Origin of the sequence: Christensenella timonensis, from assembly GCF_900087015.1 — a bacterium.
In the GTDB taxonomy this organism is placed as follows: Bacteria; Bacillota; Clostridia; order Christensenellales; family Christensenellaceae; genus Christensenella; species Christensenella timonensis.
The window spans coordinates 258646-275730 of record NZ_FLKP01000002.1; the positions used below are offsets into that span (position 1 = coordinate 258646).

Sequence of the window (17085 nt, forward strand, 5' to 3'; positions counted from 1 at the left end):
ATCTGATTCTCCTTCCTCGTTACATCCCGAAGCCGTTGCCCCATTCCTCTGCCCGGCGCGCATATTCCTCGACGACGGATGACGGCAAATCCTTGTTTGTCGTAACCAATCCTTGGCTATGCAGCTCTTTCTGGAGCTCCGGGACATTTAATTCGCTTGGCATGATTCCCTGCTTGGCGGCCATCGCCGCCGCAGTTCCTGCCGCCTGCCCCGTGCATACGCTCGGCGTACAATACCGAAGCGCCGCCCAGGTGATCAGGTCCATAGAGCTTGCGCCGCCCGCTGCCATCAGGTTTCCGAAGTCCTTGGAAACAAGCGAGCGGTATGGGATATCGTATGGCGTTACGTCAAATTTGAAGTGGTGTCCACCGTCCGGGAAAAACGGATCCGGCGGCATGTTGCAGCATGTAATCGCATCTTCAAAGGTCGTACCGCCGCGCATATCATCTTCTGTGATCGTATACTCCCCGACGATCCTGTGCCCGTCCCTATGCAAAAGCTTGCTTGCCGTCTGTTCGATGGTCGCGTTTTCAAAGCCGGGAACATGCTTTTTGAGGAGCTCCAGGATGGAAAATGCCTGCTTGCGGATATCCACCGTTGCCAGCGAAATTTGTTCCGCTTCCCACGGGTGGTTGCCTGCCGGGATTGGATAGCCCGGGCTCAGCATCCACACGCGTCCATCTTCGTATTCCTGGAAAATACAACTGTTGCGGAAGGAATAAAGCTTTCCTGACGCCTTGGCTTCCGTAAACAGTTTCCTGCCCTTGACCCAGTCGTCCCATTCTTCGGGATTGGCCTGTGCGAATTCACGGAATCTCTTATAGTCCATTCCCCGTACGAAGTAGCCATAGCCAAAGGCCATGTGCCTGCCTTTATACGGGCCGTATTTATTGTCCTTATAGCCTTCTTCACCCGTACACTCCGCGCCGGCCTTCCATGCGAGATCCGCAATACCCGTACAATCGATTACCGTTTTGGCGAGGATCGCATGGCGGCCCTGCCAGCTCTCAATGATCACGCCCTTAAGCTCGTCTCCCTCGTGGATGCCGTCTACTGCAAACGCATGGTACAAAAGCTGTACGCCCGCATCCTTCATCATGTTTTCGAGCATGAATTTGTAATATTCCGGGTCAAAATAAAAGCAGCCTTCTTTTTCACTCCAATGCGCCTTGTGGGAACCGACGCTCGATTTGTATACCGCGCCGCCCTCATGTAATTTATCGATGATCTCCTGTATCAGCCCGCCCTGGATACGATCGTCCACAAACGAGAATGAGTCGTTGAAAGTAAGGGTCTGGCATCCGCCCAAGCAGCCAAAACGTTCGATCAGAATCGTCTTTGCCCCCGCGCGTCCTGCTCCCAGCGCTGCGCCGATCCCCGCTGCCCCGCCGCCGATCACGACAACGTCCGCTTCGCATAAAACCGGTACTTCCCTGCTTGCTTCCGTAACTGTTTTCATTTTTTTCTTCCTTTCCTGCGACATTTTTCGCTTGGTTTCTCCGTATAATGTGTAACAGAAAGAACACTGTAGTGATGTCTTGCCTTTTGCTACAATCCCACGGGCTTTTCCTTATGCAAATTACTATAATGTGTGCTCTTGAAAAACTGCTTTATACAAAGCTCCTGAAAATAACGCCGATGGCCACAGCCCCTGCGTCAGGCCAGTCAATACTCCTGTCCCCAAGGTATGACGCGCGGCCCTTGCTCGCCACGATCTCCTTCGTTTTTTCCGCTCCTTCTTCCGCGCTCTGTGCAGCCGCTTCCACCGCTTCCTTAAAACTCTTGCCGTCCGCGATCGCCGCTTCCATCGCCTCCTGCGCCGGAATCAGCGCGTCAAGAAGCGTCTTGTCCCCTTGCTTCGCTCCCCCACGTTTCTGTATCCCCTCGATTGCCGCTTTCAGCATCACCGGTACATCTTTTTCCGTGATCGTCTCCTGCCCCTTTACGGAAAGTGCAGCCGCCCGGAACGCGGATCCCCATATCGGTCCCGAAGCGCCGCCGCAGTATTCCGTGATGATCATCGCGCAGCCCCTCACAAACTGGCTTACATCCGCCGTATCAATCTCGTCTATTTCTTTCTTTACTTCTTTGAAACCCTTGGACAGCGACATACCGAAATCCCCATCGCCTGCCGCACTGTCCAGTTCACAAAAATATACCTCATTTTCGATCACAACGTCGCAAAGTTTTGCAATGACCTTCTTTACTTCTAAAGCAGTAATCTCCATCCTCTTACTCCCCTCATACCTTAAGCGCCAGCGTATCCGCCGGGCTGTCTAAAAGCGCTTTCAGTTCTTCGTCCAGCCTCAATATTGAAACGGATGCCCCCGCCATATCAAGGGACGTCATATAGTTGCCCACCAGCGCCTTATGGATGCCAACGCCTTTTTGCTTCAATTCCCTGTGCACGTCCTTATTTAAGATATACAGCTCCATCAGCGGCGTACCCCCAAGGCCGTTTATAAGCACCGCACATTCCTCGCCGGACTGTAACTTCAGTTCTTCGCAGAGCATATCCGCCATCCGTTTCGCAAGCTTCTGCGACTGCTCCGTTTCCGTCCTCTCGATTCCCGGTTCCCCGTGGATGCCCACGCCAAATTCCATCTCGCCCTCCGCGATCTCAAAAGTCGGCGTACCTTTAGCCGGTACCGTACACGACGTCAATGCAAACCCGATCGTCTTTACGTTCGCGATTACCTTTTCCGCGATGCGCTTTACTTCCCTTAAGTCCTTGCCCGCTTCCGCTGCGGCGCCCGCGATCTTATGTACGAACATCGTGCCCGCGACGCCGCGGCGGCCGATCGTATAAAGGCTGTCCTGCACCGCGATATCGTCGTTCACATATACGCACTCTACTTCGATCCCGTCTTCTGCTGCCATTTCCGCTGCAGCATCAAAATTCATGCAGTCTCCCGAATAATTTTTGATGATCAGCAGCGTTCCCGCATCGCTTTCCGTCTGCAGGATCGCGTTGTATACCTGAATCGTCGACGGCGATGCAAATACGTCGCCGCATACCGCCGCGCTGAGCATCCCCTTGCCCACAAAGCCTGCGTGTGCCGGCTCATGGCCGCTGCCCCCGCCCGAGATCAGGCACACCTTGCCCTTGTCAAGCTCCCTGCGCTTTACCACGCGGTAGCGCTCGTTAAGCTCCAGATCGCCGTCTGCAAGGATGATACCCTCGCACATCTCATCCACTACCGATACGACCTCGTTCATGATCTTTTTCATTTACCAGGTACCCCCAATGATGTCGGCCGCGCGGATTGCCGCCGCTACATCAGCCGGCCGCACCTCAAACGGCATGTTGTCCATCGTCTCCAGATCCGAGCACGCATGTGTCGCCACCCGCATCAATCTTTCTTCATCCAGTTCCTTTACCCCCAGGTCTGCAAGGCATACCGGCAATCCCAGTGAGCGGCAGAACGCAAGTACCTCAATGATCGTTTCTTCCTCTGCGTTCTCCAGTACCAGCTGCACCAATGTCCCGAACGCTACCTTCTCCCCGTGGAAATAATGATGTGTTTCTTCAAGTACCGTCAGCCCGTCGTGTACCGCATGCGCCGCCGCCAGCCCGCTGCTCTCGAATCCAAGGCCGGAAAGCAGGATATTTGTTTCTATGATGTTCTCCAGTGCGATCGTTACTACGTTCGCGTCGCATGCCGCTTTTGCCTTGTGCGCATCCTCCAGCAACGTCGCATAGCATGTTTCCGCAATCGCCAGCGCTGCCTTTGTGCTCATACCGCCCGACATGTTCGGCTTGTTTGCCTTGATACAGGCCCGCGCCTCGAATACCGTTGCCAGCGCATCTCCCATGCCTGAGATCAAAAACCGCGTCGGCGCCTTGGCGATGACCCCGGAATCCACCAATACCAGATCCGGGTTCTTCGGCAGGTGCATATACCGCTCAAACTCTCCTGTTTCCGTATAGATGATCGCCAGCGCACTTGTAGGGGCGTCCGTCGACGCGATCGTCGGCACGATGATTACCGGCTTTTTCGTCAGCGTCCCTGTCGCTTTTGCCGTGTCCAGGGCTTTTCCGCCACCCAGGCCGATCACTACATCTGCTTTTTCCTGTTCCGTGAGCTTTACGATCCTGTTTATTTCCTTGTCGCACGACTCTCCGCAAAATGCCGCGTGCACATAATCCGTTCCTTTCAGCCCCTCGTCCAATATATCTTTCACGCGTTCAAAATCTTCCGGATGCGCGATCAGGACTGCCTTCTTTCCCAATCCTGCTACGTGTTCGCCCAGTTTCTTCAGCTCGCCTTCTCCCAGTACAAACTTCGATGGGGATATATACGTCCTTGCCATTTCCTGTCTCTCCTTTTTACTTATTTTGTTCGTGATTTTTATATCGCGATTTTTCATTAAAAACCTGATATTACATATACGAATGAAATAGAAGATGTTATCTGTTGCGTATGCTATTTTTTTATCTGTAAATATTTTGGGGATTCCTGAATAACCGGCTTTGCAAAATTGTAAATGCGGCATTCAGATTCTCTTTTATTGATGTAACGCCATTATAACCTTTAAAATTTTAAATGGCATTATACACACATGACCTCATTTTGTATTTATTGATCGTAAAATATTGTCCTTCGCGCATGCCATGGTATTTTTTTGACCGTACCATTTATCGCTTCATATACTTTCTGAACATGGCCGGCGTAACGCCTTCATGCTTTTTGAACTGTTTGATGAAATATCCCGAATCGCTGAACCCAAGATCATTTGAAATATCGGTAACCGACAGGTTGGTCGTTTCCAGCATCTCTTTTGCAAGGGTGATTTTGAAATCAGTAACATAATCCGAGAAATTTTTTCCCATTTCTTTTTTAAACAGCCTGCTTAAATAGCTGGGGCTTGTGTGCGAAAGCTTAGCCATCTGCGAGAGCATGATATTCTCATGCTTATTATTGTAGATATATTCGATGACCGGTTTTAAGATCGGATGTTTGGATGAACTCAAATCCTTCGGTTCCGTGGATTTGATCTGTTTACTCATGATCGCCTTTAAGACCTGATCCTTGATATTGATCATCGCGTCCAGCGAGGTATCCGTAAAATCCGTTTCCACATGCGTACTTTCGGCTACATTTCCCAGTATTTTCCCATAAGTTTCATTCATTGCATTTTTACTGACCGCTTCTCCTACAATATAATTGCATAAATGAAATAACAGGTTGGTTATCGCGATGATACGCCGGATGGAAAAGCGGGGGATCTTTTCAAATTTTTCTTTCAGCAAATCGCTCTCGCTTATGAAGCTGTTTTCGTAGGATGACATCAGGATTTTTTCCAGATTATCCGCTATCTGCGCACGCTCCGCCATCACCTGTCCCGCCATCACGGCGCCGATATACTTTTCGTCTATCACAATCGGGATCGCTACGTCCACGATATTGCAGTGGCATAAATACATAAAGGGTTTATTGAGCCTTGCTGCCTCGATCCCACCCCTGGAATCACATTTTTGGCAATACTTTGCCGTCTCCGGATTTCTTCTGACAGTCGCACAAAATTCTGTGCAGCTGCTATGCTTTGTCACCGGTACACCTTTGTAATCCACAATCAGGATTGCCATTCCGGTGACGGACGCCAGTTCATCCTGTATTCTTTGCCATTGCTCCAAATCCAGGATGCTGCGAATATTTAATAAATTACTGTTCAATTGTCCTACCTCCAAACGTTTTGTACAACAAAACAAACTGTGATGCGCAATTTGTTTCCACCCAGAAAGCACGAATTCATATGAAAGCAAAGTATTGTTTTGAAATCCAGTGGAGTTGTTGAAGGGGATCTGTCTTATAAAAATTTAATTTTTACGTTCTTTTTCCATTATAAACCAACTGCTTTTTAAAGTATTCGTATACAAATGACAAAAAAAAGTAGTTTTGGATCGTATTTTTATGCTTTTTTTAAAAATGACGGTAATATTTTTACCATCTTTGATACAGAAATGCCACATCAAAATTCAAAACCCACATATACTGCCTAAACGACATTTCCTTTCATAGTACATCATGAAATTATTTTGTTGAAATCCAAACAAAATGACTTTATGGCTTCTTTCATTAATGCTATAGACCATTATACTGTTTTTTTGCAACATCTAATCATAAAATTGTAAATTCCTATGCTGAAACTATTTTTTCGTTCACAGTTCCCCTTGATATGACAAAAGCCGCTTTATGCAGTTAATAAATGCATAAAGCGGCTTTTCTTCCATACAACAGTATTTTTTACATTTTATTTTTTGCCCTGTGTGCTCATCAATGTTTCAAAATCAGCGATCGGCATAGGCTTGTAATAATAATATCCCTGAACAAAATCACAGCCTTCCGTTTTAAGAAACGCTACCTGTTCCTCATATTCCACACCTTCCGCAACCGTTTGGATATGTAACTCCCTTGCGATAGAGATCACGCCGCGAAGTACTGTATAATCTTTCTCGATCTCCGGATCCTTGGCAAAAAAAGCCGCATCCAGCTTTAAAGCATCGATGGGCAGATCCTTTAACATACCCAGCGAAGAGTATCCTTTCCCGAAGTCATCCAGCGAACAAAGGAACCCTTGTGCGCGCAAATCCTTTACCGTCTGGATCATATAGTCCTGGTTCTCAAATGCGACCGATTCGGTAATTTCAATCTCTACCAGCTTATCCGGGATCCCATAGCGCTTCTTGATATTCGCATAAATCTGCACAAAATCAGGATCGTAAAGCTGGATGCGGGATACGTTCACGGAAATAGGCAGGATTTTAAGCCCCTGCTCCAGCCGTTCACGCATCCAGATACAAATCTTTTCAAACACATATTGATCGACCGCGCTGATAAAATGATACCGTTCAAACACAGGGATAAATGCATCCGGAAACACAAGCCCTTTATCCGGCATATTCCAGCGTACCAATGCTTCCGCACATTCCACACGTCCGCTGTGCAAACTGACCTTCGGCTGCAGATGTACCACAAATTCGCCCTGCTTGAGCGCTTCCTGCATCCTGCCCATGATCGTGGCTTCCTCGATCATTTTGTCCCGTATACTCTCGTCATAAAAAGCGTAGTATTTCTTACCCGCCTGGTTTTTGATTGTTTTCTGTGCAAAGTTGGCGCAATTGAGCAACATGTCGATTTCCCGCGTCCTTTCCACGTCCTCCACACAGCAAAATCCGTATACCAGAGTGATCATGTATTTATTTTTTACAGCCTCCGCCCCGTCGATCAAATCCAGCACGATCCGTTTGCGCCTAAGGGTCAGGTCTTCTTTGTCCGAATAGCGGTACAAGGCCACAAACTGGTCGGCAACATTGCGTCCAAAGACTTCGTTTTCCCCGAGGTCGGCTTTCATCAGTCCGGCATATGTTTTTAAAATATCATCGCCACATTCATAGCCGAAAACATCGTTAACATACCTGAAATTTTCAAAGTCAATATAGGCGACTGCGAATTTTTCCGTCGGATTCTGCTTCAGAATGTTCTTTGCTTTCTCCTTGAAACGTTCCATGGTGTAAGCGCCCGTCAATTCGTCCCTTGCGGCGATGTCCTGCAGGGTTTCATTTTTTCGCCTTAACTCCAGCATCCTTTTGATATAAATCGTCACTACAATAACGCAGGCCACAATGCAGGCCGCGGTCATCACAAAAATCAACTTTGACAAGTCCGCTGTTTGCCGGCTGGCATAATCTTCTATTGCAAAAACCGTGTTGTTGGCAACTTCAAATAATTTTTCGCTCTCCGAAAGCAGCTGCGCCGGGGATGCCCCGTTTCTGACATCCCGTATCCCTTCTTTTGCAAGATCCCACTGCTTTGATAAAACGGACAGGTCGTTTTGATAGGTGGCGTCTTGGGGTATCACAAGGCCATATTCCCCGTTTCCCGTTTCCAGCTCCTTAAGGATCTCATCCACATATTGGATCAGTTCATCGTTGGGCATATGGTTTGTCTCCAGCTTGATGACACGCTGCGATGCGCCGCGTACGATCCCTACATAGTTAATCAAGCGGCCATAATTACTGATGTTAGAAACCAACTTGACCGCAGATAAACTGATGACTACCAATAATACCAAAAGAATTGGAATAAATATCTTTGCAGAGCGCTTCATTTCTTTCCACCTTATTATAATACTTTTATTGTAGCATACTTTTACACTAAAAATTTTAAAATATGCAAAAAACCCTTGCAAATACATATTTACAAGGGTCTGGTGTGCCAGAAGGGATAGCTCGCCCTTCGCTTGCAGCTCGTGCTTGCATGAACCCCCCGGCCTTGATTCGTAACGACTCCCGAACTATTTCACGGTGTATCATAGTATCATATTATGTCATGAAACCGCTGTATTATGCGGTTTATGATGTTTTCTTTCTGCTCGGTTCAGTTGTTCTCATATCCTCTTTTTGAGGTGTCTGGATAGCTGGTTAGTGGCAGAATCACCTTTTTTTATTCATTTTCGTTTTGCTACTAAGACCTCGTTCAATCCCTTATGGGAAGGGGGGCGGGCTGCTCACATGGAAAACGTCGGCCATAGGCCTGATCGAGGCGGCGACCGTCGTCCTGCGCGGGGTGACCGCGCAAACGGTCAGCGGGGAAAACATCGCCATCGATCCCCACTGCAAGATCAAAACCGTCGATTGCAGCGGCATGCTCTGCATCGACAAAAAAGCAAAGGTCGAAACGATGACCGGGGACTATACGATGAAATAACGCGTCCTGCAAAAAGCGCAGCCAATTTGCACATCGGCCGCGCTTTTTATCCTCTTTTAACGCAAGATTCAATCATTAACTGCGGCGGTTTCTTCGGAGCAGCGCCACGACGGCCGCAGCGGCAATAACGGCGATCACGATCCATATCCAGAGCGGCATGGCCGTATCTCCCGTTTTTGCAGCCTTTCCGGTTTGTCCCGGGCCGCCTATCCCCTGTTCACCGTTTCCGTTTTCCTGTTGTTTTGTGAACACAGCTGAAACCCTTACGTCTTCGTCCGGCATGGTGAAGGTGCCGCCCGTAATCGCCGTCCCGTTCACGCGGATTTCAGAAAGTGCGTATCCTCCCTCCGCCACAGCCGTCACGGTCACGGTTTCACCCTTGATCGCCTGCGTTTTATCCGTGCCCAGCGTACCGTGCTCCGGCTGCTCCACCGTTATATTGCGCAAAATGTCATATGCGGAGGCGTACGTGCTGAATAGGTCGCTCGCAAACACGTACGCCCCGTCCTTTTCGATCGCGCGCAGGATGTCCACCTCACCGTCGTGCAGGCGGAGCATCCGTTCGTTCACAAATTCAGGCGCGTCGTCGCCAAACAAAACGGAGATCACGACCGGGTTCTGCGTCACGGAAATAAATTCGCCCCGGAGCTTTACCGACGGGTCGTTTTTCTCGAAAATATCCACCGACAGCTCGATGGAAAGGTAATGGCCGATCACCCCGTCGTCCGCGCCCAAAAGCAACGCCCGCTCGCTCGGGTCTACCTTCGCTTCGCCAAGCTCGGTGATGTGGAGCCTTACGATTGCGATTTCATTGTCTGCGATCGTATAATCGTCCGGGACGATCGCTTCCAGCAGGTTTGAGGTCTGCACGTCAAACCCCGTCTCATTATCAATGACCGCCGCGCCCCAGCCGGTGCATACCAGCCGGATCGTCGCGGAATCGCTTTCGACCTGCCCGTGCGCGTCCACCTGCAGCGTCACGGAACGGACGCCCGTGCCGATGAAAACGTGCGTGCCGTTTATGGATACTTTGCCCACGGAAGACGCCGCCGGGTCTTCCATGACGACGGCTTTCAGGGTAAGCGAAACCGTCTCTTCCGATACCACGCCGCTCACCTTGGGCGAGACCGTAAGCTCTTCCGTCCCGTCCGCGCGTGGAACGACGGCCGCCGTGTAATCCGCGTCCGGTTTCCCGGTATAGACCGCCTTGCGTTCGGCGCTTTCGCCCTCCACGGCGAGGATCAGGTCCGTGATGCGCACCGTATCGCTGGAAGGAGCCGTTTCAAACTGCCAGTCCCCTTTTTTGAGGCCTGCAAACCGGTACCCCCACTGGCTGTAAAGCGTTCCCGCGCCCGCTGTCACATAATATGCGGTATTGGGGGCAAAGGAATCGGGCAGGCGCAGCGTCACGGTTTTCCCGTCAAGGGATATCCGCACGCGCAGCGCGTGCACGTTGAGCTGCGCAAATTCAGCGCCGTCCGTGTCGTATATCGTGAAATATCCCCGGCCCTTTTCCACGGGCTGGCTGAATCTGAGCGTCAGCGTGGCGTCCGAAGGATCGTAGGCCGCCGTGCCGTTTGCGGGGGAAAGGCTTTCCAGCGCAAGCGGCGTGCTGTACACGTTCAGCGTTTCCGTGGCGGCAGAGGTGATTGCGCCCGTCGCCGATTTTTTGAGCAGTATCGTTTTGCTTACCTGCTGCGGCGTATCGCTTGTTATGGTAAGCATGGATTTCCATGTCACGCCGCCGTCGTCCGAGATGAGGTCATAGCCCTCGCGCCCGTTTGGACGGATGGTGGCTTCGCCGACATACCAGTCGTCGTGGCCGTTTCCGCCCTTCGGGCCGCTGATCACGTACCTGCCGCCCGCGCCGTCCTGCTTCACGCTCAGCGTGCCTTCCGTTCCCGACAGGATATCGTAATTATTGTCTGCGGCCTCCTTGAGCGTGATCGGGTATGCCCCGACAGCCGATTGTTCGTTTGCTGTCGTCTCCCATATCACCTTGTCGAGATCCGCGACAGCTTCGCCCGCAGCAAGCCCGGCCGCCGTAAAGGTGAACGCCGGGTTTTGCTCGCCCACCAGACGCTGCTGATCGTCCGCTGCCAGTGTGATCGTTTTCTTTCCTATGGTAAGCGTGCACGTATCGGACGCCGCCTCGTAATCCGGGTCGTCCACCGTTGCCGCCGCTTGATAAGTTCCTGCGTTTTTGGGCGGCGTTTTTGTTTTGGGATAGACCGTTTCCCCTGTGCCCTCGTAGGTAACGGTATAGCCCGGCTTTACGACGCCCGCAGCCGTCGTCACCGTCGGCGTGACCGCGTGCGCGGCTCCATTGTATGTGGCGGTCAGGTCGGTAAGAGAGAGCGTGACCCCGTATTTCCCCGTGGTAAACATCCACTCCCCCTTGGCGATGGGCACGGCCGACGCGCCCGTTTTGCTGTTGCACACCGCTCCGGTCTCGTCCGTTTCCACGCTGATCCGCGCGTTCGTCGGCAGGGGTTTTGAAGGCTTGATCGTAAGCGTGCCCTTCCCGCCCGTATTTTCGATTGTAATCTGCGCGGAAGCAAGGGGGATTTCCTCAAACAGCGTATCTCCCGCGTATATCCGTATCCATTTCCCGTCGCTGCGCTTTTCGATCCCGTCGCCATACCCGATGCTGAAAACCGTATTTTCCGGCGACTGCCCTGCGCTCCCCTTCACGGGAGAATACGACTCCGCCCCAAGCGGCCTGCTGACCGGCAGCGAGATCGTATCCAGCGACGTATAGGCGCCGGTTGCGGATTTTTTCAGGGCGAGCGTAACGCTTTTATTTTCCTCCACAGTGTCCGTGGAAACAGTCAATTCCTCTTTCCAGCTTTGGCCGTCGGCGGAGATCAAGTCGTACCCGTCCGTGCCGTTCGGGCGGATCGTGACCGGGCTAAGATACCAGCCGTCGTGGCCGTTTACGCCTTTTTGTCCGTCGATCTCGTACCGCCCCTGCGTGCTGTTCTGCTTCACGGTCAGTTTGCCGGGCGTTCCCTCCGTGATCTCGTAATTGTTGTCGGCGGCCTCCTTGAGCGTGATCGGATAAGTCCCCGCAGCCGATTGTTCGTTTGCCGTTGTCTCCCAGACCACCTTGTCGAGATCCGCGACAGTTTCGCCCGAAGCAAGCCCGGTCGCCGTAAAGGTGAACGCCGGGTTTTGCTCGCCCACCAAGCGCTCCGCGTCTTTCACCGTCACGACGGCCTGCGCTTTTTCGATGGTGAGCGCGGCATACCAAAGCCTGGGCGTAACGATCGGGTCGCTGACTGTAAGGAACGCGTAATAGCTGCCCGCATCCGTGGGCGGCTGCATGGTAAGGTCATATTCCGTGCCGTCTTTCCCTGCGTACAGCGCCGAATAGGCCGGGCTGCCCACGGTCTCGAGCGGCTGGGTATAGGGAACGGGCAGGCCGTTGTACGCCGCCCGTAGGGGGGACGCCTGATGCTCCGTAGACTGCGCCACGGTTTCCTGCGGCCACGGGACGCCCATGTCTTTCAGCGCCGTTGGGAGCGGGTAATACACGGTCTGCGTGTAGGACGTATCCGTCACCACGGGCGCTTCCGATCCTTTGGCCGTCCATTCACCCGAGGTGTCCGTGATACGAAGCTTTTCCATTTTTCCCGCGCCAAGCGCGTCGGCCCCCGTCATTTCGGCTGTTTCAAGGCCGATTATATAGTCCCCATCTCTGTAAAGGTATCCGTCCTCATCCAACGCACTGGGCCTTTTGCAAAGGTCCGTGTTGTGATAGCAACCGTAGAACCTGCCGCCGTACTGTTTCTCCGTGAGCACCGCAATGGCGGCCACGCATTTCAGCGTGTCCGGCGCCTCGATCTTCCCTGCAAAAAAGCAATATTTCAGCGTGTCGCCATTCCATGTGTTAAGGCGCCCCGTAAGCCCGCCGATCTGCATACCATCCTGGCCTTCCTCCACCTTGACCTCTTTACTTACGGAAATGGTTCCCGTGCTGGCGGAGTAGGCAATAGCAAGGCCGCCTAAATCCGGCCCTCTCCCCACCAGGCCGCCCGTATAGCGGGCGCTGGTCATGATATCCCCCGCGTTAAAGCACGATTGCACCTCCGCGTAGTCCAGGCAGCCCGCGATCCCGCCGATGCACGAGGAAGCATTCAGGCGATCCCCGCCCGATACCTCACCCGCGTTAAAGCTCGCGGAAATCTGCACGTTATCACTACCATATCCCCCATGCCCCACAATGCCGCCGATTTCCGTATCCCTGCCCGAGACCGCGCCCTTGTTGACGCACCCGGAAAGCGCGCGATAGCCTTGGTACCCCGCAATACCGCCCACCGATTCATCGCCGCTGACGGCGGCGCTGTTGCTGCAGCCGGTTATGTTCCCGTCGCTTCTTCCTACGATGCCGCCCACATAATGATTTTTGCCGACGACGGAGGCGCTCTCGTTGTTGATGCAGTCTATTACGTCCCCGTAGATGCCTCCCGCGATTCCTCCGATATCGTGGCTCGCCGACACCATTGCATTATTCACACAGTTCGAGGTGACGCAATACTCGTCCAGCTGGCCGACGATACCGCCCACATAAGAGGAGCCTTCCAGTTCCCCGGTATTCGAGCAGCCGCTGATCACGACCGCGTTTGCCGCCCCCACCCTGTTTATATCCACGCACTGGCCCACGATACCGCCGACTTGACTGCTGCCTACGATCTTCGCCCTGTTTTCGCACTCCAACATGCGGATGTTCGTCCCGTAGGCCGTCGACACGATGCCGCCCACAAAATCGCCCTTATCCACGTACTCGCTGTCGTTTTTGGTGTATCCTACGCCTCCTATTTCGACATTGTTGATACAGTTGTATAGCACCGAGCCGTCGGCCGCCCTGTCCACAAACGCGGCGATCCCGTCCTGCGCGCACCAGATATTTCCGGAAAGCGTCAGGTTCATGACCCTGCCGCCGTTTAAAAAGCGCACCAGCGCGTTGCCGCTTGCTTCCTCCGTCTTGTTTTCCTGATCCACATGTTCGTAGCCGGAGCTGATCCCGCTGACCGTATGCCCCAGGCCGTCCAGCTTGCGGCCGAAGCCCGCGTCCCCGCCCAGCACGGGCAGGTTGTCCTCCCCGCTTAAAATGATGTCGTTTGCCAGCACATAGTTCTGGTTCGGGTTTTGCGCGGCCGCGTATAGGTCGTCCGCGGTTTCGATATAGGAAAACCTCTCGTACACCGGCTCCTGAACGCCGTCCAGCGTCTGGCTCTCAAAATCGTGCTTGCGCACGGAGGGATGCTGCCTCTGTACGACTTCGATGCCCGGCGTGACCGCGAAGTCGGTCTGGAACGGATACCAGAAGACCCGGGTCGTGTAGTCGTCTTCATAGTCCGGTGTCGTGTTGTAATGCCACACATCGTCCCCCAACTCGTCCCGCAGGCCTTCGCCGGTCATTTGGTCTGTCGTGCGACCCTCGATCCGGCTGTCGTGTCCACCGACGTCCCGGTTGCCGAACGGCGGGAGGCTGCCCGTAAGATCGGTGTTGTAGTAAACGTCGTGCGAATAGCTGCTTGACCTGTTGCCGTTGTATGTGCCGATCAGCGCGCCCACGTCTTCCCTGCCCGAGACGCGCCCAGCCGTATAAGAATTTTTCAGGCCGTTTACTTCCGGCGTGCCGCTCATATCGCCCGCGAGGCCGCCCACGACCTCGCTGCCGGAGATGTTTCCCGTATTGAGGCAATCGGTCACGTCGCAATCCGAATCGCCCGTGATTCCGCCCACCCGGATGTTGCCCGAAACGTTGCCCATGTTGAAGAAAAGCTCTACATAGTGCCCGCGCGTCGCGCCCGCCACGCCGCCGCAGCAGTCTCCCGTTCCCACAACGGCGCCGTAGTTGCCGCTCAGAGCGATGGCATGGGTAAGTCCGATGGGCGCTTTGAAGACGAAGCCGTTCGCGGATGTTTCTCCCACAACGCCGCCCACATAGTCGACGCCCGTAACGTCGCCGTAGTTGTAAAGCCCCTGCGCGTTCCCAAGGTTCCCGTTGTTGCCGATCACGCCGCCCACATGGTCCTTGCCCGTGACGGCGGCGTAATTGCTGCAATCCATCACGCCGCAGCGGCTGAGCCCCACAATGCCGCCCACCTCGCCGCCAGTACCTGTGACGGGGGCCGTTTCCCAGTTGGTACAATTTTTCACATAGCATTCGTACGAATCTGTCGGCCCGATATAGCCCACGATACCGCCGACTTTGTCCGTACCGGAGACCGGGGCGAAGTTGGCGCTGTCTATGATCGAGGCTTTGCCATCCAGCTCTCCCGCAATGCCGCCCGCTTCTTCGTTCGGGTACCCGGTGCTCGACGTTTCGACCACGCCGCGGTTTTCGGCCCCGACTACGGTCGCTTTGTCCTGCACTACGTTAAAAACACCGGCCGCCGATCCTCCGGAGCTGATTTTTCCATAATTCTTACAGCCTGTACAGGCCGCCTCGCCGCCCACGATACCGGCGACGCCGGCCGCTGCGGTTGCTCCCGTGATCTCCGCGTGGTTCTCGCAGCCATACATCACGCCCTCGGAGTGGTAAACCAAACCGCATGCGTTCGTCCCCTTGACCTTGGCCGATTCGCCGGCCTCGCACGCGTTCATCGTGCCATAGTTGTACGAAACAAGGCCGCTCGCCACCATAGCGGAGTTTACCTCGCAGCTTGCGATGACGTGGTCGAGCGTACCGTAGTTTTCCAGCGCCAAAGCCGAGGCGATCCCGGAGTGTCCGTTAACCGGATCCACAGGAAAATTTACCGTGCTGGCAAGCACTAGGTTCTCGATGAAGGCGTCTTTGCCCAGTGTTTTAAACAGCGTCAGGTAGTACATACTATACTTTTCGCTGTAGTTGACCACCATATCGTCGGCGTCCAGGTCCAGCATAAAATTTTTGCCACACCCGTCGATCCACCCGTTAAACTCGGTCGTCACCGTCTCGAATGTAGAAGAACTTACGTTGATCGGGCCGTTCAGGAAATACTTCCCGTCCGCCGGGTAAGCGGGATCGCTGCCGATTTTCGCAAGCTCATCGCCCGAATAAAGGACAATAGCCATGTGTTCGCCGCGCCCCTCGCCAAAGTCGTGCATCTGCGTGACAGGGGCGCTTGCGGCCTGCACATTGATCCCGTTTTCCGCCGCGGTTGCGGGCGGCGGCGTTTCATTTCCAACAGAAAAGCTTTCGCCCGCGGTGTCGCTTTTTTCCGGCGCGGAAGACTGCGTACCCGCAGACGACGAAGGCCCTGTCGTTTCTTCTCCGCCGGGCTCCGTTTCCCGCGGGGGTGAAGTCGCGTTCTGCGTCTCCTCCCGCACAGAAGCCGCCGGGGTCGCTCCCCCGCCGTCTTCAGCCAGGGCTGCCGGCGTCATACCTGTGACCATCAATACGGCAATCAAAAAAGCCGTAAACCGTTTTGCTTGTTTCATATAGGTGTCCCCCTGCTGCCGCTTGCCATAGAGCGCGTCAGCACAGCTTTGTTTTTGTGTATCTCATGCGTTTTTTGTCTGGTATTATTTCGTAGTAATTATATAACGAATTCGTTCTGGAATGATTAAAATGGCATGAAACGGCACTTTTTGGCACGAATTCTTTGCACGGGTCACGAAATCATGGCATAATAGGAAAAAAAGGAAACGGAATTTGATGGATATTGCAATTACGGATAATTGCGTCGCCGACCGGGCGGCGCTCAAAAATAAGATCAAAGAGGCTGCCGCTGCCGGGTCTTTTTTCGTCGGCATAACGGAATTTGAAAGCGGGGAGGCCCTGCTTTCCGCCGTTCATGCAAAGGCGTTCGACCTGGTTTTTTTGGATATCTATATGGACGGGATCGACGGGATCGAGACCGCGGAACGGCTGCGGAAGCTCTGTCCGCGCTGCCTCATCGTATTTGTCACAGTGAGCAGCGATCACGCGGTAGAGGGGTTTCGCGTACGCGCGCTCCATTACCTCGTCAAGCCCTTTACCGCCGGAGATATTGTATGTATTCTAAAGGAAGCTGCCGCCCGGCTTGGGAACGATATCGAAATCCTCGTGCGCGACGGCGGCGTCCCCGTACATCTTCCGCTGTCGCAGATCCACTATGCGCTGTGCGAAAGACATTACATACTGATCCATACGCCGTCTGGCGTGATCCGCTGGCGTCAGCCGTTTTCAAAATTTTGTGAGATCCTCGCGCCGTATGCCCAATTTTTCGTATGCAACCGGGGAACGCTTTTGAACCTTGGGCATGTGGAAAAACTGTTGGAGGACAATGATTGCTTTTTGATGGATGACGGTACAAAGCTCCCTATCCGGCAGAGTTCGCATGCCCAGGCGCGCAGCCGTTACCTCGACCATTTGTTTCGCACCATAAAAAAGGAAAAATAA

The 17085-nt window shown here is 53.3% G+C and carries 7 protein-coding genes and 1 pseudogene; 2 read left to right on the top strand and 6 right to left on the bottom strand.

Going from position 1 to position 17085, the window contains the following annotated elements; genetic code table 11:
- Positions 1-19: 19 nt before the first annotated feature.
- From BN6471_RS02715 to BN6471_RS02740, 5 genes and pseudogenes are all read right to left on the bottom strand, one after another.
- Positions 20-1459, bottom strand: coding sequence for an FAD-dependent oxidoreductase (locus tag BN6471_RS02715; RefSeq protein WP_162270166.1), 1440 nt, complete (start codon positions 1457-1459; stop codon positions 20-22).
- A 151-nt stretch (positions 1460-1610) separates the two neighbouring features.
- Positions 1611-3231 (bottom strand): annotated as a pseudogene (gene dhaK, locus BN6471_RS13290) (dihydroxyacetone kinase subunit DhaK).
- Positions 3232-4314, bottom strand: a complete 1083-nt coding sequence (locus BN6471_RS02730; RefSeq protein WP_066649690.1) for a glycerol dehydrogenase — start codon at positions 4312-4314, stop codon at positions 3232-3234.
- A gap of 325 nt (positions 4315-4639) precedes the next feature.
- Positions 4640-5677 carry a PocR ligand-binding domain-containing protein gene (locus BN6471_RS02735; RefSeq protein ID WP_066645279.1) on the bottom strand — a complete coding sequence of 346 codons (1038 nt, stop codon included), beginning with the start codon at positions 5675-5677 and terminating at the stop codon, positions 4640-4642.
- 578 nt (positions 5678-6255) lie between these two features.
- Positions 6256-8112 (bottom strand): putative bifunctional diguanylate cyclase/phosphodiesterase, encoded by a 1857-nt coding sequence (locus BN6471_RS02740; protein WP_066645281.1) that lies wholly within the window; start codon positions 8110-8112, stop codon positions 6256-6258.
- 350 nt (positions 8113-8462) lie between these two features.
- Between BN6471_RS02740 and BN6471_RS12820 the strand changes: the two genes are divergently transcribed.
- Entirely contained in the window at positions 8463-8711 is a 249-nt protein-coding gene (locus BN6471_RS12820) for a hypothetical protein (protein WP_147553970.1), read from the top strand.
- A gap of 75 nt (positions 8712-8786) precedes the next feature.
- On the opposite strand, the gene BN6471_RS02745 is transcribed toward BN6471_RS12820, so the two are convergent.
- The gene (locus tag BN6471_RS02745; RefSeq protein ID WP_066645283.1) at positions 8787-16142 is read right to left on the bottom strand and encodes an MBG domain-containing protein; all 7356 of its coding nucleotides are present in this window, start codon (positions 16140-16142) and stop codon (positions 8787-8789) included.
- Between the two features lie 217 nt (positions 16143-16359).
- Between BN6471_RS02745 and BN6471_RS02750 the strand changes: the two genes are divergently transcribed.
- The gene (locus BN6471_RS02750; protein WP_066645285.1) at positions 16360-17085 is read left to right on the top strand and encodes a LytR/AlgR family response regulator transcription factor; all 726 of its coding nucleotides are present in this window, start codon (positions 16360-16362) and stop codon (positions 17083-17085) included.

Bases quoted from the DNA above. Each gene is read 5' to 3' on its own strand.
- BN6471_RS02715 (WP_162270166.1), bottom strand. From the start codon at position 1,459: ATGAAAACAGTTACGGAAGCAAGCAGGGAAGTACCGGTTTTATGCGAA.
- BN6471_RS02730 (WP_066649690.1), bottom strand. From the start codon at position 4,314: ATGGCAAGGACGTATATATCCCCATCGAAGTTTGTACTGGGAGAAGGC.
- BN6471_RS02740 (WP_066645281.1), bottom strand. From the start codon at position 8,112: ATGAAGCGCTCTGCAAAGATATTTATTCCAATTCTTTTGGTATTATTG.
- BN6471_RS02745 (WP_066645283.1), bottom strand. From the start codon at position 16,142: ATGAAACAAGCAAAACGGTTTACGGCTTTTTTGATTGCCGTATTGATG.
- BN6471_RS02750 (WP_066645285.1), top strand. From the start codon at position 16,360: ATGGATATTGCAATTACGGATAATTGCGTCGCCGACCGGGCGGCGCTC.